The sequence below is a fragment of the Paenarthrobacter sp. NCHU4564 genome (genome assembly GCF_052156435.1).
Taxonomy (GTDB): Bacteria; Actinomycetota; Actinomycetes; order Actinomycetales; family Micrococcaceae; genus Arthrobacter.
The window spans coordinates 60538-83402 of the sequence record NZ_JBQLIS010000001.1 but is presented as its reverse complement, the minus strand read 5'-3'; the positions used below and the strand labels follow the sequence as shown (position 1 = coordinate 83402).

Below are 22865 nucleotides of genomic sequence, written 5' to 3'. Positions count from 1 at the left end.
CGGCGATGACCCTCCACTACCTTGAATCTGGCGACGACCCCCGGGTTTCGGACTACACCAAACTGACTGATGTGCACCTGCGCAAGCTGCGCGAGCCGGAGGAAGGCATGTACATCGCCGAGTCCTCGCGCGTACTGCGCAGGGCCCTTGCGGCAGGCCACACGCCCCGGTCCTTCTTCCTCGCAGAGAAATGGCTCGAGGATCTCAAGGATGTCTTCGAGGCCTGGCCCGACGTTCCGGTTTTCATCGGCAAGGCGTCACTGCTGGAGGAGATCACCGGCTTCCACCTTCACCGGGGAGCCATGGCTGCCATGCACCGGCCCACCCCGGTCCCGCTGACGGAGTTGCTCGCCGGGGCTCAGCGCGTTGCAGTCCCGGAAGACATCGTGGACCACACCAGGGTGAATGGCCTGAAAATGCAGGGGGCGGGCAACACCCGGCCACCGGGACGATCGAGGATCGCGGTCCTTGAGAACCTTACCGATCACACGAACGTCGGCGCGGTTTTCCGCAGCGCCGCAGCCATCGGCGTCGATGCTGTACTGGTCTCGCCCCAGTGCGCCGACCCGCTGTACCGGCGCTCGATCCGCGTATCGATGGGCACCGTGTTCCAGGTGCCGTGGACCCGGATCGAATCGTGGCCTGGCGACCTCGAGGTCCTTAAGGAAGCTGGCTACTTCGTGGCCGGCATGTCTCTCGGCGAAGGTGCCATCACTCTTGACGAGTTGGTCGCCCAGGACTATCAAAACCTCGCGCTGGTCTTCGGCACCGAGGGCGACGGGTTGAAGCCCGAAACCGATCAGGTGCTCGACGCGCGTGTGACGATTCCGATGATGAACGGCGTGGATTCGCTTAATGTCGCGGCGTCCTCCGCTGTGGCTTTCTACGCGACCCGGTAGCCGGAAGCTTCGGATTCGGTTGGCTAGGGTTCCAATTCCGAGGCGATGAGGCGGGGGAGATTGGAGAGCGCTGCGGCCGCATGGGCCCGGCTGCGTTCGCGGGCCCCGGGGATGCGAGGGTCCCCGGCATAACGCTCCAGCTCGGCGAAAGGATACAGCCGGCTCGTGCGCGACCAGGAGGACACGGCCGGATGCTGGGCGCGTGCCCGGGCGTTCGCCATCAGCGCGGCGTAAGCGATGAGGAAGTCGACATTCCGATCCCAGAGGTGCAGCGGGGGGCACAGCTTGTTCTTCTGGTCGTCGTCGTGGAGTTCGGCTTCGACGACGCCAAGCATCGCGTACTGGAACGAGACGGTGCCCCAGAACATCGGCTGAAGCGTGATGCGGCCAGGTTCGAAGATCGGACGAAGCGGCGGCCGGGCGAGTCCCGACGCAGCGCAGTGGAGGTGCAGTGTGTCGGGTGTCGTGGGGATGACACCGTCGTCGAGGATGATGCGGTCACGCTCCACACTGCGCACGTGGCCGAGGCGGACGACATCCTCGATTCGCCGGAGGAGAGCGATCTCGGCTTCTGAGACAATTGCTCCGTGGAACATCGTGGGTGGCACGGAGGGATCAACCCGCAGCAGGATTCCCTGTTCGTCGAGCCGTGCAAAGAGATCCTCAACCGTGGTCGCCTGGGCCATGGCCTCGATCTGTGCGGCGTTTGCGACGTACTGCTCCACTACCTGGTCGTGCGGCTGCAGGTAGCGTCGATTCGGCCACCAGCCCTCGCGCGGTTTGATCCACGTGATGTCTGCGGGATCCACACCCCGCTCGAGAAGCCACACACACGTGTCGAGGGCGGTCTTTCCCGATCCGATGACGGTGAAGCGTCCGGCCGGATGGGCGAGTCGGGCGAGCCCACCGGTGGGGATGCAGCGGACTCCCTCGGCCACGGCGAACGGCGGTGCGGAGGTAGCGGGAATGCGGCCCTCAAGATACCTGGCATCCACCACGCGGCGGCGCACGGTGACGGGCACGGTGCGGCCGTTCAGGCGGGAGACCACCAGCCCTTCGTCAAGGAACTCGCTCCCGGGCAGGTAGGTCACACGACCGGTCGGCAGGAAAACCCTCCTCATCGCCTCTTCGAAATGCGCGCAGATCTCGCTGGGGCCAGCCAACTCGTACATGCCTGCGTTCGTGCCGGTGACGTCGCGCCTGTCGGATCCGAAGGGCACGGATTCGACGCCGTAGAGGTTCGCGGGCTGGTGCAGCCGAACGAACGGATATGCATCCTGCCAATGTCCCCCGGGCGCGTGCCGGCTATCGACGATCGCCACCGTGGCGTCGGAGTGCGCGAGGATCCGGTCGGTGAAGGCCATCCCCGCTGTCCCGGCGCCGACCACCAGGTAGTCGGCCTCGATGCTCCCGCGCATGCACTCACAGTAGACCCGGCCGTCTGCGCAGGGGAATCCCCCGGTTCGCCGGTAGGGTCGGCCGCCGCGAAGCCTGGGGCTGGTGTGTGCCGGGTTCGTGCCTGCGCCCGGTATCCGGTATGATTGCTTGTTGGTCCGCCCGCTGGAATCCTTGGATGACAGCAAGCCGGACCACCTCCATTCATACCTGGCAGCTGGCAAAATCCAGTTGCGCGAACAAAGGTCCAATTATGAAGTCTGATATCCACCCGAAGTACGAAGCTGTTGTTTTCAACGACCTGGCTTCCGGCGTCAAGTTCCTGACCAAGTCCACCGTGTCTTCTTCCAAGACCATCGAGTGGGAAGACGGCAACACCTACCCGGTCATCGACGTCGAAATCTCCTCGGAGTCCCACCCGTTCTACACGGGCAAGCAGCGCATCATGGACTCCGCTGGCCGCGTCGAGCGCTTCAACGCTCGCTTCAAGGGCTTCGGCGGCAAGAAGTAACCCACTTCACCCCAAGTCTTTTGGAAGGCCCGCATCACCGTTTTACGGCGATGCGGGCCTTTGCGTTTTCGGGCAAGATGGAGCCCATGACTTCCCACCCGGCCCAGGAAACGCACGACGACGGCACGCACCTTCACGGGGAATACAAAGTTCCGGGCGGCAAACTTGTAGTGGTTGACCTGGAGGTCAACGACGGAGCCTTCGCCGACGTCTCTGTCAGCGGTGATTTCTTCCTGGAACCCGATGAAGCCTTGCTGGACATCAACGCTGCGCTGACTGGCCTGCCGGTGTCTTCATCCGCTGCCGACATTGCCGCAGCAGTTTCTGCCGGCCTGCCCCAGGACGCGGTGCTGTTCGGTTTCTCGGCCGAGGCAGTCGCCGTCACTGTCCGGCGTGCGCTGTCGAAAGCCACCGGGTGGGCGGATCATCAGTGGGAAGTCATACCCCCCTCCGTCCTGCCCACACCTGTCAATGTGGCCCTCGATGAAGTGCTGACAGAGGCGGTTGGCGCCGGCCGCCGCAATCCCACGCTGCGTTTCTGGGACTGGGAAGAACCATCCGTCGTGATCGGGAGCTTCCAGTCCGTCCGCAACGAGGTGGATCCTGCAGGAGTGGAAAAGCACGGCGTGACCGTTGTCCGCCGCATCAGCGGGGGCGGTGCCATGTTCATGGAAGCCGGCAACTGCATTACCTACTCCTTGTACGTGCCACAGACCCTCGTGGACGGCATCAGCTTTGCCGATTCCTACGCATTCCTGGACTCGTGGGTCATGGCGGCATTGGAAAAGCTGGGCATCACGGCGTTCTATGTGCCGCTGAACGACATCGCCACTGATCAGGGGAAGATCGGGGGAGCAGCGCAAAAGCGGCTGGCCAACGGCGGCATGCTGCACCACGTGACCATGAGCTATGACATCGATGCGGACAAGATGGTCGAGGTCCTGCGCATCGGCAAGGAAAAGCTCTCGGACAAGGGGACACGGAGCGCCAAGAAGCGCGTCGATCCGCTGCGACGGCAAACGGGACTGGCGCGTGCGGCGATCATCAGCGCCATGCAGGACGTCTTCACCGAGCGGTACGGCGCGGTGGAGTCACGGTTGTCGGATGCTGAACTTGCCGAAGCCAGGAAACGCGTTGATGCCAAGTTCGGCACCGAAGAATGGCTCAACCGCGTTCCCTAGCTACGGAACGTGCACCTGAAGGTTTCAGCCAGCCGCCTGGGCCGTGAGGGCACGGAGGAGGTGGCTCCGCTGCTCGATGATGATGCGGCGCAACGCACGCGGAGCATGCTCGTGCTCCTGGAGCCACCGGTCCGTCCTGGCCACCACCGGATGTGTGCCTGGTTCCTGCCCGGGGCCCGGATCCTGGGCGCCCGGGAAGAGTCCGCGGACGATCCTGCCTGCGATCTCAATGCTCCTTTCGGCCCACACGCGTTCCAGCGAGTCGAAATACGGCTCCACATAGCGGTCCAGCATGGCCGCAGGGGCCAGTCCGAAGCCCGTGATCGTGGCGCTGAGGAGTTCGTTGGACAGCCCGGATGCGTTGACTGAGGCATCCCACGCCGCGGCTTTTACCGCCGGATCCGGTCTGGCCGATGCCGCGAGTGCGTGCCCTTCCCGTCCCGAAGCGGTCTTGTCCCGGGCGAGTTCCGCATCCAGCTCCGCGAGGCTGGCAAGTCCGTGGGCAGCCAGCGCCTGCCAGAAGCTCCAGCGCAGCTCGGCGTCCACCACAAGGCCGTCCACTACATCCCCTCCAGCCAGGATGCCGCGGAGCAGGGGCAACTGGCTGTCGCCATGCCGGGACACCTCCGCGAGGACCCGCGCCCAGGCCAGTTGCTGGTCAGACCCGGGGACAGCGGACCGCAGTTGCGCGGCCGCCACGGCAAGGAAGTCCTTGCGGACACCGTCGCGACCAGGCGCCGGCACGTAGCGCTCAATGGCCATGGCCGCATTGGCAAGTATTGTCTGCAGCGCCCCAATGCCGGTCTCCGCCGGAGCAAAACGCTCGACGGCGGCCACGTAGCGCGCTGCCGGGGTCACGCCATCGCGGGCCGAATCCCACAGTGCGGTCCAGCACAGTGCCCGGGCCATGGGGTCCTGGATCCTGTCCAACGAGCTGCGCACGGTCTCCTCCGAGACGGCGTCGAGCCTGACCTTGGCGTACGTGAGGTCTTCATCGTTGAGCAGCAGCAAGGCAGGCCGGGGGCGGCCGCTGAGTTCCTCAACCACGGTGGAGGGCCCGGTGATGTCGAGCTCGACGCTGTCAACGCGAATCAGGTTGCCGGAAGCGTCTGGTTCGTAGAGGCCAAGGCGCAAGCGGTGAGGGCGAAGTTCCTGCTTGCCGCTCAGTGGATCCACCGCGTCCTGGCTGATCGTCACCGTGCCCATGGTGCCGCCGTCGTCCACGATCGCTGCGGCCAGCGTGGGGATTCCGGCGGTCTGCAGCCATTGCCGCGCCCAGTGGCCCAGATCCCGGCCGGACGCGTCACCCAGGGCGTGCAGGAGATCCTGGAGGGAGGTGTTGCCATAGGCGTGCTGCCGGAAGTATTGCCGTGACCCGGCGATGAAGGCGTCGAACCCAACGTAAGCCACCAGTTGTTTCAGGACAGAAGCGCCCTTGGCGTAGGTGATTCCGTCGAAGTTCTGCTTGGCGGCCTCGAGATCGGGAATGTCAGCCACGATCGGATGGGTGGTGGGCAGTTGGTCCTGGACATATGCCCAGGCTTTGCGTTTGCCGGCGAAGGTGACCCACGCGGAGTCCCAGTCCGTGGCACGGTCAACGCCCAAGGTACCCATGAAGTCGGCAAACGATTCCTTCAGCCACAGGTCGTCCCACCACGTCATGGTCACGAGGTCGCCGAACCACATGTGCGCCATTTCGTGCATCAAGGTGTTGGCGCGGGCCTGGTACTGCGCGTCCGTGGCCCGCGACGCGAAGACATATTTCTCGGTGAAGGTGACCAGGCCCGGATTTTCCATGGCACCCAGATTGTATTCGGGGACAAATGCCTGGTCGTATTTGCCCCACGGATAGGGGTAGTCGAAGAGTTCATTGAAGAACTCCAACCCGTTCTTGGTGAGCTTGAAGAGCTCACGGGCATCGAAGGCCTCCGCCAGGGACGCGCGGCAGTAAAGGGCCAGCGGGACGTCCAGGTGCGTTCCGTCGTCGAAGGTTGTTCCCCAGTGGTCCGTGGCTTTGAAGTAGGGGCCGGCCAGGATGCTGGTGATGTAGGTGGACATGCGCTGGGTCGTGGCGAAGTCCCAGCGGGTCGCAGCAGCGTCGTCCGGAACCTGTGTCCGCGCGGTTTCCGCACCGTTGGAGGCCACTTCCCAGCCGGAGGGGGCGATGACATGGAAGGTGAATTCGGCTTTGAGGTCCGGCTGTTCGAAGTTGGCAAAGACGCGCCGGCTATCCGCCGGTTCGTATTGGGTATAGAGGTAGCACTGCCCGTCTGCCGGGTCGACGAACCTGTGCATGCCCTCGCCGGAGCGGCTGTACAGAGCGGTCGCCTGGACGGTGACGGTGTTCTCGGCGGCAAGGCCTGCCAGCAGGATCCTGTTCCGGTCCACCACGGTGGCTGGGTCGAGCGGGGCGCCGTTGAGCACCACCGAATGGACATCTCCGCCGATGAAGTCGAGGAAGGTGGCGGAGCCGGGTTCGGCTGAAAACGCTATGGTGCTGCTGCTGGGGTAGCCCGCGACGTCGGGATCTGCCGCGTCGCGGACATCGAGGGTGACGTCGTAGCTGTGGGTGGTGATGAGGGCTGAGCGGGTTGCGGCTTCGTCGCGTGACAGATTGTGATTCGACACACAGCTATCTAATCATGATCGTGGTCACGGCCACGCTGCGGCGGCAACGGGTTGGCAACAGCGACACAATCAGCCCGAAATGCGCTCGACCCAAAAAGGTGATTGTCTAATTCCCATGTCTGACCTCTTCCTCGACTACTCCGAGGCCGCTGCCCGCAGCGGTGCCTACGATGAAATGTTTGCCCCGGGCCATGTTGCCAGAAGATCCTACGGTCAGGTTGCCGGTGCGCTGCGCGAGCTTTCCTTGGCAGATGTCACCGCACGTGCCGATTCCATGGCACGCAGCTTCCTGGACCGCGGGGTGACCTTCGACTACGCAGGGGAGGAGCGTCCCTTTCCGCTGGACATCGTTCCACGGGTCATTCCCGCGGACGAATGGGATGTGCTGGAGCGTGGCGTGGCCCAGCGCGTCAAAGCCCTGGAGGCGTTCCTGAACGACGTCTATGGACGCATGGCCGTGATCGCCGACGGCGTCATTCCCCGCCAACTGGTCACCACCAGCGCGCACTTCCACCGGGCCGTCCATGGATTCGAACCGTCCGGCGGTGTGCGCGTGCATGTCTCCGGCATTGATGTCGTGCGGGATGCTGCCGGCACCTTCCGGGTGCTCGAAGACAACGTCCGCGTTCCGTCAGGCGTCAGCTACGTGCTGGAAAACCGGCAGGCCATGGCCAAAGGTTTGCCCGAAGCATTCGGCCAACAGCACATCCGGCCCGTTGAAGAGTATCCACGCAGACTGCTGTCCGCTCTGCGCAAGACCGCACCGGCCGGCGTCGACGATCCCACCGTGGTGGTCCTGACGCCCGGCGTCTTCAACAGCGCCTACTTCGAACACACGCTGCTGGCCGGCCTCATGGGCGTCGAACTCGTGGAAGGCCGTGACCTCATCTGCCGCGGCAACCGCGTGTACATGCGAACCACTGCCGGCGAGCAGCGCGTGGACGTGATCTACAAGCGCATCGATGATGACTTCCTCGACCCCCTGCAGTTCCGCTCAGACTCCATGCTCGGCTGCCCGGGCCTGGTAAACGCCGCACGTGCCGGCGGCGTGACCATTGCCAACGCCGTGGGCAATGGCGTGGCCGATGACAAGCTCGTGTACAGTTACGTGCCTGACCTGATCCGGTACTACCTCCACGAAGAGCCCATCATCGCCAACGTTGACACCTTCCGGCTTGAAGAGAAGGAGGCCCGGGAACACGTCCTCGACCGCCTGGAGGAACTCGTGGTCAAGCCCGTGGACGGTTCCGGCGGCAAGGGCCTGGTCATCGGACCGGACGCTTCCAAGGAAGAACTCGAGGCCCTGCGCAAACGGGTCATCCAGGACCCGCGCGGATGGATCGCGCAGCCCGTCCTGCAGCTGTCCACCGTTCCCACCCTGTCCGGGGACAAATTCGGTCCCCGCCACGTGGACCTGCGGCCCTTCGCTGTCAACGACGGCGACGACGTGTGGGTCCTTCCGGGGGGACTCACCCGGGTGGCACTCAAGGAAGGGTCCCTCATTGTGAATTCGAGCCAGGGCGGCGGCTCCAAGGACACCTGGGTCCTGGCCGACTCGCCCCAACTCCCTGCAGAGATCATTCCCCGCCCGTCCCTCACGGTCCGGGAACAGGTTTCCGTGTGGCCCGTGGAAAGCAACTGGCGCGACCGCCAGTCGGAGCAACAGCAGTGAACCCGTCCTGCTGGAACTGCCCCATGCCCACCCCACCGTCACTGGACCGTCGACACGCACCACGCGAAGGAGGCACAGCCGCATGCTGAGCCGTATTGCCGAGTCACTTTTCTGGATCGGACGCTACGTGGAGAGGGCAGACGGTACTGCCCGGATCCTGGATGTCCACCTGGAACGGTTGAACCACCTGCCCGTTGACGAACAGCGCAGCGTCGCGCGGGAACTCCTCGCGGTCATGGGTGCCCGGCCCCACAGCGAGGACTTCGGGCTCCCGGAACTGCTCAATGCCCTGGCCTATGACAAACAGAGCGCATCCTCGATCGCAGGCTCCCTCGGAGCAGCCCGCGAGAACGCCCGGCGTGCCAGGGAAACCGTCTCGCAGTCGCTGTGGGAGAGCCTGAACACCACCTACTACGGCCTTAACCAGCACCGCAAGGACGTGGTGGGCACGTACCGATTCTGCAACTGGGTCCTCGAACGCACCGCCATGGTGCGTGGACTGGCCGACACCACCGTGAGCCATGATGAGAGCTGGTTGTTCATGGTCCTGGGCCGCTCCCTGGAACGGGCCGACATGACAGCCCGCATGCTGTCCACCCGGGATGTTCAGTCCGCAGGTATGTCCTGGGTCAATATGCTCCGGTGCGCGGGAGCCTACGAGTCCTTCATCCGCACCCGCCGGGCAGCCTTCGGGGACCAGCACGCGGCTGAATTCCTGCTGCTGGACCGGCTCTTCCCGCGGTCGATCGTCTATGCCCTGCGCGATGCCGACGAGTGCCTGGCCAAGCTTGACCCTTCCGCCCAGCGCGTAGGCTTCATCAACGATGCCCGGCGCATCGTGGGCCAGGCGAGGACCTTCCTCGAGTTCCACCGCACCGACGACCTGATGTCCGAACTGCCCGAACATATGGAACGTGTTCAGAAGGCCGTGGCTCAAGCATCGGACGCCATTTCCCGTAAGTACTTCAATCAGGCTGACGAACACGCCTGGGTGGGAGAAGTTTCATGACCCGGCTGAGCATCGTCCACAAGACCGCATACAAGTACAACCGGCGCGTGACGCTGTCCTACAACGAGGCCCGCATGACCCCGTTGACCGACGGCCAGCAGGTTGTCCTGGAGTCGTCCCTCAAAGTCACGCCCAACCAGGCGTCCGTCAGCACCTACCGGGACTACTGGGGAACGCGAGTGACGGCCTTCGACATGCAGATGCCCCACGAGAACCTGGAAGTCCTGGCAACCGCCACGGTGGAAGTCCACCGCACGGAGCGGGTGGCCAGCGACGACACGATCGTCGGTTGGGATGTCCTTGCTTCGGACAAGGTCCAGGATGAGTTCAGCGACTGGTTGCCCCAGTCGCGGCTGAGCGGTCCGGGGGAGGAAGTCCTCGGAATTATCCCGGGCGTGGTCCAGGGCACCAACCCCCACGAGGCGGCACTTGCCGTCTTCTCGTGGATGGCGGGGGAGATGACCTACATGAAGGGTATGACGGGCGTAACCACCAATGCCGAGCAGGCGTGGACACAGAAGCAGGGTGTGTGCCAGGACCTGGCCCATCTGGCCATCGGCTCGCTCCGGAGCTGTGGCATCCCGGCCCGGTACGTTTCGGGCTACATTCATCCCCGGTCGTCGGCGGATATCGGGGAAACCGTTGCGGGCCAGTCCCACGCATGGCTCGAGTGGTGGGACGGGGAATGGCGCAGCTGGGACCCCACCAACCACAAGCCTGCGGGCGACTATCACGTCACCGTTGCCCGGGGACGGGATTACCGCGACGTTCCCCCGCTCAAGGGCATCCTGTCCGGAGGAGGCGGCTCAGCGCTGTCGGTCTCCGTGGAGATCACCCGGCTCGCCTAGTGCCCGGACAAAAGGGAGCGCCCTGCGGAATGCTGTTCCGCAGGGCGCTCCCTTTTGTACCGCATAATCTACCAAGGCGACGGCTTGTAGTCCTTGAGGAAGACGCCGTACTGGTCCTCGCCCTGTTCGCCCATGACGATGGGGTCATACACGCGGGCTGCCCCGTCCACCAGATCCAGCGGCGCATGGAAACCCTCTTCCATGAGACGCACCTTGGTGTAATGCGGGCGCTCGTCGGTGATCCATCCGGTGTCCACTGCCGTCATCAGGATGCCGTCGGCCTCCAGCATTTCCTGGGCACTGGTGCGGGTCATCATGTTCAACGCGGCCTTTGCCATGTTGGTGTGCGGATGTCCCGGGCCCTTGTAGACACGGGAGAACTGACCCTCCATGGCCGAGACGTTCACGATGTACTTCCGGCGGGCGCTGGACCGTTTCATGGCACCACGCAACCGGCTGACCAGCAGGAACGGCGCGGTGACGTTGCAGAGTTGGACCTCCAACATCTCCAACGGGTCGACTTCGTCCACGACCTGTGTCCAGCTGTTGATGGTGGCCAGGTCCGGAACCAGGCCCCCGGCGTCAATGGCCGTTCCGGATTCGATGCGTTCCAGCGAAGCGGAGCCGGTGGAAAGCGCCAGGGAGGTAATGGCGTCGCCGGCGAGGACCGGATGCTCGGTCACACTCGTCGCCAGGGCCAGCGGATGTTTATCGTGGGCGTGGCCGAAGGTCACGAGCTCCGGCCCTCCGTTGGCTGCCTCAAGGGCCGCGGGCAGCGGCTCGTCCTCGGCATCGACCAGTGGCTTGTACGCGTTTCCTGAGCGGCGTACGGTTTGGGCTGCGTTGTTGATGATGATGTCCAAGGGACCGGCCTCATTGAGGGAGTCCGTCAATGACATGACCTGGGCGGGATCCCTGAGGTCAATACCCACGATCCGCAGCCTGTGCAGCCAATCGGCGCTGTCTTCCATCGCGGCAAAGCGGCGTGCCGCGTCCTTGGGGAAGCGGGTGGTGATGGTCGTGTGAGCTCCGTCGCGAAGGAGCCGCAGCGCGATGTACATTCCAATTTTGGCCCGTCCCCCGGTCAGCAGGGCCCTGCGGCCGGTCAGGTCGGTCCGGGCGTCGCGCTTGCTGTGGCTGAATGCAGCGCACTCGGGACACAACTGGTGGTAGAACGCATCCACCTGCGTGTAGTGCTGCTTGCAGATGTAGCACGGACGTGAGCGGATCAGGTGGCCGGCAATCTGGCCTGTGGCCGACGGAGCCAGCTTGTTGCCGCGCGTCTCGTCATCGATACGGTCGGGAGCCGCGGTGGCAGTCAGTGCCATGACGGCGCGGTCGGCCTCGGCGATCTGGTCACGCTTAGTGTTCCTGCGGTGCCGCTTCACCGCCTTGAACATCTTGCCTGTGGCGCGCCGGACCGAAACGTAGTCCGGGTGCTCTTCGTCGTAGACGTGGATCGTGTTCAGAACCTTGAGGCAGGCCTGGATCTCTTCAGGCGTCAGGTCGGTGGAGCTCATTGACCCAATTTTACAGCCTTGGAAGACCCGGACCTGCCTCGGGACGTTCTTAGCGGACGACGGTTTGGGAGGCGGCGTCCGCTACCCGTGCCTGGATCCCGGCGGCGACTTTTTCAGCCGAATCCCGGATGTCCGGATCGCCGTGTGTGGCCGCCTTGAGTGCTTCCGGAAGGCTTCGGCGGTACTCGGCAGACAGGGCCAGCTCTGCCTCGCCCGGTTCCGGAACAACCTGGCCCTTGGCCAGCACGGTGATGCCGGATTCGGTGACCTTGTAGCCCCGCGCCTTGTCCAGTGCCGGGTCCAGCCCGATGGCCGCACCGGCAGGAACCTTGACGTTCTTGTCGACGATTGCGCGTTTGATGACCGCTCCTTCGCCAATACGGACCTTGTCCATGAGTACTGAGTCCTGCACGCGGCTGCCCGCAGAGACAAAGACGTCGTTGGACAGGACCGAGCCCTCCACTATTCCGCCGGAGATGACCACTCCACTGGCAACGATGGAATCCAGCGCCGTACCGACAGTGCTGTTCTCGCCGCGGACGAACTTGGCCGGCGGGGAAATGCTCTGGCGGGTGTAGATGGGCCACTCAGAGTTGTAGAGGTTGAAGACCGGAACCGGGGAAATCAGGTCCATGTGCGCGTCAAAGAAGGAGTCGATGGTGCCTACGTCGCGCCAGTAGGTGCGGTCACGTTCAGTGGCTCCGGGAATGTCATTGAGCGTGAAGTCATAAACTCCGGCCTCGCCCTTGTCCACGAAATAGGGAATGATGTCGCCGCCCATGTCGTGTTTGGTATCGAGCCGCTCGGCATCCACGTGAAGGGCTTCCACCAGGGCGTCGGCGTTGAAGACGTAATTGCCCATGGAGGCCAGGAACTGGTTGGGATCGGCGGCAAGACCCGGGGTGCTGGCCGGCTTTTCCACGAAGGCCGCGATCTTCTGGGGATCGTTCTGGTCGACTTCGATGACACCGAACTGGTTGGCCATGTTCAGCGGCTGGCGCACCGCCGCGACCGTAGCCTTCGCGCCGCTGGCGATGTGCTGTTCCACCATCTGGGAGAAGTCCATGCGGTAGACGTGGTCGGCACCGACCACCACCACGATGTCCGGGGCGTCATCATGGATCAGGTTGAGGGACTGGTAGATGGCATTGGCGCTGCCGAGGAACCAGCTCTTTCCCACACGCTGCTGTGCAGGCACCGATGCAACGTAGCGGCCCAACTGCGTGGACATGCGCCAGGTCTCGGAGATGTGGCGGTCCAGGCTGTGCGATTTGTACTGCGTCAGGACCACAATTTTCAAATATCCCGAATTGACCAGATTCGATAGTGCAAAGTCAATAAGCCTGTAGCCCCCGGCAAACGGAACCGCAGGTTTGGCCCGGTCCGCCGTCAGCGGCATGAGGCGGTTTCCCTCGCCACCTGCCAGCACGATTGCCAATACTTTCTTCAACGCCATGGTCATAGCTCCCGTACGTCTTCGTAGCCCCCAAAAGTCCGATTTTCCGGACTCTTTCACACTAGAACACATAAGCCGGAACGACTACGTTGGGTAGCGTGCGTATAGACATTGTGACTAAAGAATTCCCTCCGGAAATTTATGGCGGTGCCGGTGTCCACGTTGCCGAGCTCAGCCGGGTGCTGGCAAAGCACGTCGACCTCCATGTCCGGGCCTTCGGTGCGCCCCGGGATGCCGACTACCACGGCGCCACCGTGGACTCCTATGCCACGCCGGCGGACCTTGGCGATGCCAACGCCGCAGTGCAGACGCTGGGCGTCGACCTCAGGATCGTTCCTGACATCGCGGGAGCCGATCTGGTCCACTCGCACACCTGGTACGCCAACATGGCAGGCCATTTGGCCTCGCTGCTCCACGGAATCCCGCATGTGCTCAGCGCCCACAGCCTGGAACCGCTGCGGCCATGGAAAGCCGAGCAGCTCGGGGGCGGCTACGCATTGTCGTCTTGGGTGGAAAAGACGGCCTATGAAGCCGCCGCGGCGATCATTGCCGTGTCGGACGGAATGCGGCAGGACATCCTGCGCAGCTACCCCGACGTCGACCCGGACAAGGTCAGGGTGGTCCACAACGGCATCGACGTTTCTCTGTGGCAAAGGGACGAAGACGACGACGCAATCCGCGCCCTGGGCATCGATCCGGCCAAACCCAGCGTGGTATTTGTAGGCCGCAACACCCGCCAAAAGGGCGTTCCGTACCTTCTCCGCGCGGCCTCCAGCCTTCCGGCAGACGTGCAGCTCGTCCTGTGCCTCGGGGCTGCGGACACCCCGGAACTCGCCGCCGAGACCGCGCGGCTGATCGGGGAACTGCAGCAGACCCGCGAGGGCGTGATCGTGATTGAGCGGATGCTCCCGCGGCGTGAACTGATCCAGGTCCTCAGCCATGCAACCGCTTTCGCCTGCCCTTCCATCTACGAACCCCTGGGCATCGTGAACCTTGAGGCCATGGCCTGCGGCGCAGCGGTCGTGGCCAGCGCCACCGGCGGTATCCCGGAAGTCGTCCAGCACGGTGAAACAGGGTTGCTGGTCCCCCTGGACCAGGTGACGGACGGCACCGGCACCCCGCTCGATCCGGACAAGTTCGTCAGCGACTTCGCCGCAGCGCTGAACGAGGTTGTTTCGGACCCGGCCCGTGCCCGCACCATGGGCGCGGCAGGCCGCCGTCGCGCAGAAGAGCATTTCTCCTGGGAGTCCATCACCGAAACCACCCTTGAGGTGTACCGCTCAGTCCTCAAAGAGGCCGGCACCAACGCCTGAGCGTTCCGCGCAGCAGCCCAACAACGACGACGGCGCCGCCCCCAAGGTGGGGACGGCGCCGTCGTGCGTTCCCGGCAAGGGGACGCTGCACGTTCCGAAAGTATTCACCGGCACGTCACGCGGGGCTGCTACCGTGGCGCGCGTGCCTTCAAGGCCAGCAGTGATTTCTCGTCCGCAGGTGCAGATCCGCTGGCCCGCTGCTCGCGGAACCAGGCGCGGGCCTCGTCCTGCCGGGCTCCCTCGGCGCCGGTGGCTACTGCGGCGCGAAGGTGCTCGGGGCCGTACCCGAAGGCGTCCACCAGATCCACGGCATGCGGACGGATCTTCACCAGCAGCCGGTTAATGTAGGTACCAACGGTACGGCCGCGCTGCATGGAAAGCCGGCCGTTCATCAGGTACCAGGCAAGGTGCTTCTCGATGAGCGACAGTCCAAAGAGATCACGCAGCCACGTCAGGACCTGCTTGGTGCCGTCGTCCCGTACGTCGGCCAGTGCCTCCGTAAATGCCTCCCATTGCAGCAGTTCTGCGTGCGCCTGGGCCGCTTCAATGAGTTCGTGCTGGTGCTGGTTGAAGAGGGCTGCAGCCTGGTGCTGCGGCAACTTGTTGGCCCCCTTCAGGGCCGCGCCCACCTCGGCCACCATGGACTGCACGCGGTCGGCAAGCAGCGTGCGCTGCCCTTCCTCATCGCGCAGGGCCAGGGCAGCCTTCTGGACAGAGCCCGAATCAGCCACGAACTGCGCAACCTGCCGCAAGCCGGTCCGGTGCAAGGCGACGCCAGCCGCCTGGTCCACCACGTAGCGGGCCAGGACACCGAAGTCGGCGCTGCGGAATTCCTTGGCATAGTCGGCCAGGAGCCGCTTGGCCACGAGTTGCAGGAGTACCGTGTTGTCGCCTTCGAACGTCACATAGACATCCAGGTCCGCGCGCAGGGAAGCGAAACGGTTCTCGATCAGGAAGCCTGCACCACCGCAGGCCTCACGGCATTCCTGCAAGGTGTCCAGGGCATGCCAGGTGCTCAGCGGTTTGAGGGCAGCGGCCAGCGTTTCCAGGTCCTGGCGGTCGGCGTCGGTGTCGTGGGCTCCGGAGAAGACGTCATCGAACTTGCGGAGCAATTGCTCGTGGGCAAACCCGGCAGCGTAGGTCGTGGCGAGCCTTGTGAAGAGCCGGCGTTGGTGCCGCTGGTAATCCAGCAGGACTTCCTCGTCAGTGGTGGAGGAAGCGTTGAACTGGCGACGTTCAGTGGCGTACTGAATGGCCGTCTTCAGCGCCACTTTGCTGGCGGCCACGGCGGCACCGTCCAAGGAGACACGACCCTGCACCAACGTGCCCAGCATCGTGAAGAAGCGGCGGCCGGGACTCTCGATGGGGGAGGAGTAGGTGCCGTCCGGTGCCACGTCTCCATAGCGGTTCAGCAGGTTGGTGCGGGGAATCCGGACGTTGCTGAAGTGGAGCCTGCCGTTGTCGATTCCATTAAGCCCGCCCTTGATACCGTCATCTTCACCGCCCACACCGGGCAGGAATTCCTTGGTAGCCGGGTCGCGGAGCTCTACATAGAACGCGTGGACGCCGTGGTTGACCTTTTTGGTTACCAATTGGGCGAAGACGACGGCGGCCAGGCCATCGTTGGCGGCATTGCCGATGTAGTCCTTCCACGCCGCCCTGAAGGGCGTGTTGATAACGAATTCCCGGGTCGCTTGGTCATACGTGGCCGTGGTCGCAATGCTGGCCACGTCCGAGCCATGGCCCGTTTCGGTCATGGCGAAACAACCAGGGATCTGCAGGCTCATGATTCCGGGGAGCCACTTGTCCTGATGTTCCTGGGTGCCCAGGTGCATGACCGCCGAGCCAAACAGGCCCCACTGGACTCCTGCCTTGATCTGCAGGGACGGGTCTGCGGTCACCAGTTCCTCGAAGCCGGCGATGTTGCCGCCGTGGTCGTCCGAACCTCCCAGGCGGACCGGAAAAGCACGGTGGACGGCGTTGTTGTCCACCAGGTACTTGAGCTGCCCGAAGACCCGGGCACGGTGTTCAGTGTGCGTCCGGCCTTCGATTTTCTGCACTTCCGGCTTACCGGCAAGTGCGCGGGCCTCACGGCGTACATCCGCCCACGCGCCCAGGAGCTGCTCGCCGAGTCCGGCCACATCAACCACCGGGCCGTCCTGGCGGGAAGATTGCATCGCTGCTGCTTCATCGCGGCCTGGTTGCCTGGCTGGGGTGCGATCAACTACATCCGTCATTGTGATTCCTTCTTTGGTTCTACAACTGATGGGTCATTGGGCTGATGGTCATTGGAAAGTGCGGTGCCGGAATTCCCGGTAAGTTCCGGCGCAACGCCAAGGCACAGCCAATCGGTGATCTGGCCGGCCATGGTTGCCTGGTCCGGTTTGGCCTCGCCGGGAGGACTGCCCAGCCACATTTCACCGGCGTTCCTAACCAGGCCGATTGCGGCGGTGGGCCAGTACCGGATCAGTGCCTCTTTGCCGGTACCGAGGTACTGGCGCATGGGGGTCGCAATCATCCCGGTGATCTGCTCGAAGAAGTTGCCGAGTGCACCGGAGGCGGCGATGGCATCCTGCGCGGACGCCTCGCCAGGGGACACCCGGGTAATAAAGGCATAGACGTTGGGACTGGACCCGGCCATTTGCAGGTACGCCGAGACCATGGCGTACAGCCCCTCCCGGGGTGTTTGTGCAAGCTGGGCCGCTTCCTTGAGGCGCCGCTGCATCTGGGCCAGGACTACCTCGCCCATAGCCTGCTGGAGGCCGGCCTTGTCCCCGAAATAGCGGTAGTACACGGACTTGGACGTCCCTGCAGCGCTTGCGATGTCTTCCATGGAGGCCTCGCTGCCCAGCGCGTGGACGGCCTTGCGGGCGGCCCTGATGAGCTCCCGCCGCCGTTCCTCACGATGGTTTTGCCACCGGGATGCGCGCCCGTCGACGGCGGATCCCGCCTGGGTTGCGGAGGCGTCCGCCGGCATGTAGCCGCCGGACGGGAAATCTGTTCGCCGGTTGTTCACGATACCCAGCGTATCAGGTACGCTGGGTATCAGTAACAGGCCACCATCGAAGGAGACCCCATGGCTGCTGCAGAAGGCAACAACGCCGGCGGTACCAACCCGCCGGCAGGACAAACCACACGCCGGGCCGTGATTGTTGGCGGCAACCGCATCCCCTTTGCCCGCACGGGCGGGGCCTATGCCAAGTCCTCCAACCAGGACATGCTGACCGCCGCCCTGGACGGGCTCATCGCGCGGTTCGGGCTGCAGGATGAACGGATCGGCGAAGTCGCAGCAGGAGCCGTCCTCAAGCACTCACGCGACTTCAACCTCACCCGCGAAGCCGTCCTCGGTTCTGCCCTGTCACCCGAAACACCCGCCTACGACCTCCAGCAGGCCTGCGCCACGGGCCTCGAAACAGTCCTGGGGCTGTCCAACAAGATCAAGCTGGGGCAAATCGAGTCCGGCATCGCCGGTGGCGTGGATTCCGCCTCCGACGCCCCCATTGCAGTCAGCGAAGGGCTCCGGACGATCCTGCTCGACCTCAACAGGGCCAAGACGCCCACGCAGCGTCTTCGCATCCTGTCGCGCATCAGGCCCAAGGACCTCGCCCCGGAGGCTCCCTCTACCGGCGAGCCCCGGACAGGCCTGTCCATGGGCGAACACCAGGCCCTGACAACTGCGCAATGGAATATCACCCGCGAAGCGCAGGATGAGCTTGCGTTCGCCAGCCACAGGAATCTCGCCGCCGCCTACGACCGGGGATTCTTCGATGACCTCATCACGCCGTACCGCGGATTGAGCCGGGATTCGAACCTCCGCGCTGACACCTCCCTGGAGAAGCTGGCGGGGCTGAAGCCGGTATTCGGCAAGAACCTTGGCTCGCAGGCCACCATGACGGCGGGCAACTCCACGCCACTGACCGACGGTGCATCTGCCGTTCTCCTCGCCACGGAGGAATGGGCTGATGGCCGCGGCCTCCCCAAGCTGGCCACGGTCCTGGACGGAGAGGCGGCCGCCGTCGACTTCGTCCACGGCAAGGACGGACTGCTCATGGCCCCGGTCTTCGCCGTTCCCCGGCTGCTCGCACGCCACGGCTTGACTTTCGAGGACATCGACTTCTTTGAAATCCACGAGGCCTTCGCCGGAACGGTGCTGAGCACGCTGGCTGCCTGGGAAGACGAAGACTTCGGACGGACCCGGCTGGGGCTCGACGGCGCACTGGGCAAGGTGGACCGCGCCAAACTCAATGTCAACGGATCGTCCCTCGCCGCCGGCCACCCGTTCGCCGCCACAGGCGGACGGATCGTGGCCTCGCTGGCGAAGATGCTTCACGAGCAGGGGACCGTGGCAGGAAGGCCGGCCCGGGGGCTGATCTCGGTCTGCGCGGCGGGCGGACAAGGTGTCGTAGCCATTCTCGAAGCAGCTTAGGGAGCGACGTGACAGATACATACACGCGGATCGTCAGCCAGGGACTCGGAAAAGACGTAGCCAGGAGGCTGGGACTGCCACAGCCGGTAGAGCTGAGGCGCCATGCGCCCGGTGCTCCGTTGGTGATCGGGCCGGTGCTGGTGAACGGCGACAGCCTCGGTGCCGACGACCTCGCCACGGCGCTGCTGGGCTGGGGCCTGGACGTGCGGCGCAATGCTTTGCCCAAGGAGAAGCTTGGAGCCGTCATCCTGGTGCTTGACGCAGTGCAGCATCCCGACGACCTGGGCAAGCAGATCCTGACAGTCGCAGCGTCATTGCGCGACCTGTCCCCGAATGGCCGCATCATCACGGTTTCCAGGACTCCGCACTCGGCGTCGACGCCGGCGTCGGCCGCGGCCCGGCAAGGTGTTGACGGGATGCTGCGTTCGCTGGCCAAGGAGTTGCGCTCCGGTGCCACGGCCAACGGAGTGTTGCTGGCAGAAGACATCGCCACCACGGCCCCATCTGCCCTGGGGGCTGTCCGCTTCTTCCTCTCGGGCCGCTCCGCATACGTTGACGGCCAATTCCTGACGGTAACCTCTGCTTCGGGCAGCATGCCTGCTGATGTCGACAAGCCCCTTCAGGGCAAGGTCGCCGTAGTGACCGGCGCCGCCAGGGGCATTGGCGCCGCCATCGCCAGGACTTTGTACCGGGACGGCGCCAAGGTCGTGGTGGTGGACATCCCTGCTGCCGGCGACCACCTTGCGGCCGTGGCCAACCAGGTCCACGGCACTGCCCTGCAATTGGATATCACCCGTGACGATGCCGGGGCGCGGATCATCGAGCACGCTGTGGAAAGGCACGGCCGCCTCGATATCGTGGTCCACAACGCCGGCATCACCAGGGACAGGTTGCTGGCCAACATGGACGAGGGCAGGTGGCAGTCGGTGATCGCAGTGAACATCGCAGCGCAGCTGCGCATCAATGAGGTTCTTTTGGCATCGGAACATTTCAAGGACGCACCGCGCATCATTTCCGTCGCTTCGACCAGCGGCATCGCAGGAAACCGGGGCCAGACGAATTACGGGGCGTCCAAAGGCGGCGTGATCGGCATGGTCCGGGCCACGGCGCCACTCATGGAATCCTTCGGCGGAACCATCAATGCCGTGGCGCCGGGCTTCATCGAGACGGAAATGACGGCCAAAATGCCCTTTGCCATCCGTGAGGCCGCCAGGCGGCTCAATTCCCTGAAGCAGGGAGGCCTGCCGGTGGACGTTGCAGAGGCCATTGCTTTCCTGGCAACGGAACCGGCCGGTGGAATCAACGGTGGCGTACTGCGGGTCTGTGGACAGCAACTGGTGGGGGCATGAGCCGGACCCAGCCCGTGATTCTTGGTGAGGTTCCCTCACTGTCCAAGCTCTACGTCAACGCCGCGGCAAATGCGGCCAGGCGGCGGGTCCTGGGCTCGGCTCCCGGCAGGAAAAGGCTGCCTTCAGCAGTCCATGAGGTCAGGGGCGTGCTGGCGGACGTGGAGAACCTGACCGCGTACCAGCACCTGGTGGGCGAGACCGCCAGCGACGTCCTTCCCGCCGGTTACGTCCATGCGCTGGCCTTTCCCGTCGCCATGAGCGTGATGAACCGTGACGACTTTCCCTTGCCATTGCTGGGCATGATCCACCTGCGGAACGTTGTGGAACAGCGGGCGCCGATCCTGTTCACCGAGGCCCTGGATGTCCGGGCCTGGTCGGAGAACCTGGCCGGCCACCGGTCCGGAACCCAACTCGATGTGGTGGCCGAGGTGCGTTCCGGCGGTTCGGATGCGCTCGTTTGGCGCGGGGTGTCCACGTACCTGGCCAAGGGCGTGTTCCTGCCAGGCGTTGATAAGCCGGGCCACTCGAACGGATCTTCAGGTGGAGGCGATTTTTCACCGCCGGACCCTACCGCCGTGTGGCAACTGGGCCTGGAGACAGGCAGGAGCTACGCCACGGTCTCCGGTGACTTCAACCCCATCCACCTCAGCACCCTGTCCGCCAAGGCACTGGGTTTGCGGGGGTCTATTGCGCACGGCATGTATCTTGCTGCCCGCGCACTGGCTGATGTTGGTTCTGCCAAGTCCGATGCCTTCGTCTGGGAGGTTGCCTTCGACGCTCCGGTCTTCCTGCCGGCCAAGGTGGCACTGGACATCGCCACCACCCAGACCGATGCGGGAGCCTGGGAACGCTCCGACTACGTTGCGTGGAACCCGCGCAGCGGGCGCAGGCATTTCAGCGGCAGTGTGCGCTCCATGGGCTGACCCATCATGAACAAACATGACCCTGGTCAAAAAAAGAAACAGGGCCTGGAATCTTCATTCCAGGCCCTGTTCTTGGTGCGCGGAGGGGGACTTGAACCCCCACCCCCTTTCGAGGACTAGCACCTCAAGCTAGCGCGTCTGCCATTCCGCCACCCGCGCAGAGTGGTATTCAGAGGCCCTGTGGACAGCTTGCAGCATCCCGCTTTCCTCCGAAGCAGCGAGAAAAACTCTAACACGGGGACAAGGCAACTGAAAAATCGGCCATCACCCCGAAACCCTGCCCGGGTGGCCTGAGGTCTTGCGGATGACGGGGCACCGGACATGTCGCGGTTGTGATGAGTAGGCTGGGGGTAAAGGGACAGCAGCGGCGCATCGTCCGCGCCGGGCCACCGGAAACCTGCAGCCAGCCACGCAAGGAGAGATTTCATGTCTGACATCCGCCCCGAGGATGAAGTTGTCCGGATCTGCCAGGAGCTCATCCGGATCGACTCCTCCAACTTCGGCGATGGAACAGGTCCGGGCGAACGCGCGGCAGCCGAGTACACGGCCGGCCTGATCACCGAGGTCGGACTGGATGCGGAGATCTTTGAATCCGCGCCGGGCAGGGCCAACGTGGTCACGCGCATCGCCGGTGAGGATCCATCGGCCGGCGCACTGGTGGTGCACGGACACTTGGACGTGGTGCCCGCCCTGAAGGACCAATGGAGCGTCGATCCTTTCAGCGGCGAACTCAAGGACGGACTGATCTGGGGCCGGGGCGCCGTGGACATGAAGGACATGGACGCCATGATCCTGTCCGTGATGCGGGACTTTGCCCGGACCGGCAGGAAGCCGAAGCGGGACATCATCTTTGCCTTCTTCGCTGACGAGGAAGCAGGTGGCACGTATGGAGCCCGCTACGCTGTGGAGCACCGGCGCGAACTCTTTGACGGTGCCACTGAGGCCATCTCCGAGGTAGGCGGCTTTTCCACCACCATCGGCGGCCAGCGGACCTACATGCTCCAGACGGCTGAGAAAGGTCTTTCCTGGTTGCGCCTGGTAGCCCACGGCAGGGCAGGGCACGGGTCCCAGATCAACACGGACAATGCAGTCACCAGGCTGGCCGCGGCTGTCACCCGTATCGGCGAGTTCAAGTGGCCCGTGGAGCTGACGCCCACCACCCGGCAGTTCCTGGACGGCGTAACGGAACTGACCGGCGTCGAATTCGATCCCGACAATCCGGACATCATCCTGAAGGAGCTCGGAACTGTTGCCAGGTTCGTCGGCGCGACGCTGCAGAACACCTCCAACCCGACGTTCCTGCGCTCCGGTTACAAGCACAACGTCATCCCCGAATCAGCCGAAGCCTATGTGGACTGCCGGACGCTTCCCGGTCAGCAGGAACTGGTTTTCGACACCATCAAGGAACTGGCAGGAGAAGGCATCGAGATCAGCTACGTCAACAAGGACGTTTCGCTGGAAGTTCCGTTTGCCGGCAACCTGGTTGATTCCATGATTGATGCCCTGCATGCAGAAGACCCGGGGGCCAAGGTGCTGCCCTACACCCTGTCCGGTGGAACGGACAACAAGTCGCTGAGCAAGATCGGCATCACCGGTTACGGCTTCGCGCCCCTGATGCTGCCGGACGAACTCGACTTCACGGGCATGTTCCACGGCGTGGACGAACGCGTCCCTGCCGAATCCCTGCAGTTTGGCGCACGCGTCCTCAACAGGCTCCTCACCACCTACTGACGGA

At 64.2% G+C, this 22865-nt stretch carries 17 protein-coding genes and 1 tRNA gene; 11 read left to right on the top strand and 7 right to left on the bottom strand.

Annotated features, from left to right (window positions below; all coding sequences use genetic code 11):
• The first annotated feature begins 5 nt into the window (after window positions 1-5).
• Window positions 6-899 carry a TrmH family RNA methyltransferase gene (locus ACSVIE_RS00355; RefSeq protein WP_442422675.1) on the top strand — a complete coding sequence of 298 codons (894 nt, stop codon included), beginning with the start codon at window positions 6-8 and terminating at the stop codon, window positions 897-899.
• 23 nt (window positions 900-922) lie between these two features.
• Here the strand turns inward: ACSVIE_RS00355 and ACSVIE_RS00350 are convergent, their stop codons facing one another.
• A complete protein-coding gene (locus ACSVIE_RS00350) occupies window positions 923-2317 on the bottom strand; it encodes a pyridine nucleotide-disulfide oxidoreductase (RefSeq protein WP_442422674.1) in 1395 nt (464 codons plus the stop codon).
• Window positions 2318-2547: 230 nt separating this feature from the next.
• Between ACSVIE_RS00350 and ACSVIE_RS00345 the strand changes: the two genes are divergently transcribed.
• Both ACSVIE_RS00345 and ACSVIE_RS00340 read left to right on the top strand, forming a co-directional pair.
• Complete coding sequence (locus ACSVIE_RS00345; RefSeq protein WP_009358283.1) at window positions 2548-2805, top strand: type B 50S ribosomal protein L31; 258 nt, start codon at window positions 2548-2550, stop codon at window positions 2803-2805.
• 86 nt (window positions 2806-2891) lie between these two features.
• Window positions 2892-3986, top strand: coding sequence for a lipoate--protein ligase family protein (locus ACSVIE_RS00340; protein ID WP_426002649.1), 1095 nt, complete (start codon window positions 2892-2894; stop codon window positions 3984-3986).
• A gap of 24 nt (window positions 3987-4010) precedes the next feature.
• On the opposite strand, the gene pepN is transcribed toward ACSVIE_RS00340, so the two are convergent.
• Window positions 4011-6614, bottom strand: coding sequence for an aminopeptidase N (pepN, locus tag ACSVIE_RS00335; RefSeq protein WP_442422673.1), 2604 nt, complete (start codon window positions 6612-6614; stop codon window positions 4011-4013).
• Window positions 6615-6729: 115 nt separating this feature from the next.
• Between pepN and ACSVIE_RS00330 the strand changes: the two genes are divergently transcribed.
• The 3 genes from ACSVIE_RS00330 (at window position 6730) to ACSVIE_RS00320 (ending at window position 10143) form a co-directional block, all read left to right on the top strand.
• Window positions 6730-8286, top strand: a complete 1557-nt coding sequence (locus ACSVIE_RS00330; RefSeq protein WP_426002652.1) for a circularly permuted type 2 ATP-grasp protein — start codon at window positions 6730-6732, stop codon at window positions 8284-8286.
• Between the two features lie 82 nt (window positions 8287-8368).
• Window positions 8369-9295 (top strand): alpha-E domain-containing protein, encoded by a 927-nt coding sequence (locus ACSVIE_RS00325; RefSeq protein ID WP_442422672.1) that lies wholly within the window; start codon window positions 8369-8371, stop codon window positions 9293-9295.
• Window positions 9292-10143 carry a transglutaminase family protein gene (locus tag ACSVIE_RS00320; protein ID WP_426002654.1) on the top strand — a complete coding sequence of 284 codons (852 nt, stop codon included), beginning with the start codon at window positions 9292-9294 and terminating at the stop codon, window positions 10141-10143. The genes ACSVIE_RS00325 and ACSVIE_RS00320 overlap by 4 nt, the downstream gene beginning before the upstream one ends.
• 68 nt (window positions 10144-10211) lie before the next feature.
• Here ACSVIE_RS00320 and ACSVIE_RS00315 read toward each other — a convergent pair whose 3' ends face one another.
• Window positions 10212-11663, bottom strand: a complete 1452-nt coding sequence (locus tag ACSVIE_RS00315) for an SDR family NAD(P)-dependent oxidoreductase (RefSeq protein WP_426002655.1) — start codon at window positions 11661-11663, stop codon at window positions 10212-10214.
• A gap of 49 nt (window positions 11664-11712) precedes the next feature.
• On the bottom strand, window positions 11713-13125 hold the full coding sequence (gene glgC, locus ACSVIE_RS00310) for a glucose-1-phosphate adenylyltransferase (RefSeq protein ID WP_426002656.1): 1413 nt from the start codon (window positions 13123-13125) through the stop codon (window positions 11713-11715).
• A 92-nt stretch (window positions 13126-13217) separates the two neighbouring features.
• On the opposite strand from glgC, the gene glgA reads away from it, so the two are divergent.
• Window positions 13218-14432 carry a glycogen synthase gene (gene glgA, locus ACSVIE_RS00305; protein ID WP_442422671.1) on the top strand — a complete coding sequence of 405 codons (1215 nt, stop codon included), beginning with the start codon at window positions 13218-13220 and terminating at the stop codon, window positions 14430-14432.
• Window positions 14433-14560: 128 nt separating this feature from the next.
• On the opposite strand, the gene ACSVIE_RS00300 is transcribed toward glgA, so the two are convergent.
• Both ACSVIE_RS00300 and ACSVIE_RS00295 read right to left on the bottom strand, forming a co-directional pair.
• On the bottom strand, window positions 14561-16669 hold the full coding sequence (locus ACSVIE_RS00300; RefSeq protein WP_442422670.1) for an acyl-CoA dehydrogenase family protein: 2109 nt from the start codon (window positions 16667-16669) through the stop codon (window positions 14561-14563).
• Window positions 16666-17409, bottom strand: a complete 744-nt coding sequence (locus ACSVIE_RS00295) for a TetR family transcriptional regulator (RefSeq protein ID WP_442422895.1) — start codon at window positions 17407-17409, stop codon at window positions 16666-16668. Before ACSVIE_RS00295 ends, ACSVIE_RS00300 begins: the two co-directional genes overlap by 4 nt.
• A gap of 99 nt (window positions 17410-17508) precedes the next feature.
• On the opposite strand from ACSVIE_RS00295, the gene ACSVIE_RS00290 reads away from it, so the two are divergent.
• Genes ACSVIE_RS00290 through ACSVIE_RS00280 form a run of 3 tightly spaced genes read left to right on the top strand, consistent with a single transcriptional unit; the run spans window position 17509 to window position 21130 of the window.
• Entirely contained in the window at window positions 17509-18858 is a 1350-nt protein-coding gene (locus ACSVIE_RS00290; RefSeq protein WP_426002660.1) for an acetyl-CoA C-acetyltransferase, read from the top strand.
• A gap of 8 nt (window positions 18859-18866) precedes the next feature.
• Window positions 18867-20207, top strand: coding sequence for a 3-oxoacyl-ACP reductase (locus tag ACSVIE_RS00285; RefSeq protein ID WP_442422669.1), 1341 nt, complete (start codon window positions 18867-18869; stop codon window positions 20205-20207).
• The gene (locus ACSVIE_RS00280; protein ID WP_426002663.1) at window positions 20204-21130 is read left to right on the top strand and encodes a MaoC/PaaZ C-terminal domain-containing protein; all 927 of its coding nucleotides are present in this window, start codon (window positions 20204-20206) and stop codon (window positions 21128-21130) included. Before ACSVIE_RS00285 ends, ACSVIE_RS00280 begins: the two co-directional genes overlap by 4 nt.
• A gap of 73 nt (window positions 21131-21203) precedes the next feature.
• Here the strand turns inward: ACSVIE_RS00280 and ACSVIE_RS00275 are convergent.
• Window positions 21204-21289: transfer RNA gene (locus tag ACSVIE_RS00275), tRNA-Leu, on the bottom strand.
• 267 nt (window positions 21290-21556) lie between these two features.
• On the opposite strand from ACSVIE_RS00275, the gene ACSVIE_RS00270 reads away from it, so the two are divergent.
• The gene (locus ACSVIE_RS00270) at window positions 21557-22861 is read left to right on the top strand and encodes a M20/M25/M40 family metallo-hydrolase (RefSeq protein ID WP_426002665.1); all 1305 of its coding nucleotides are present in this window, start codon (window positions 21557-21559) and stop codon (window positions 22859-22861) included.
• Window positions 22862-22865: the final 4 nt, after the last annotated feature.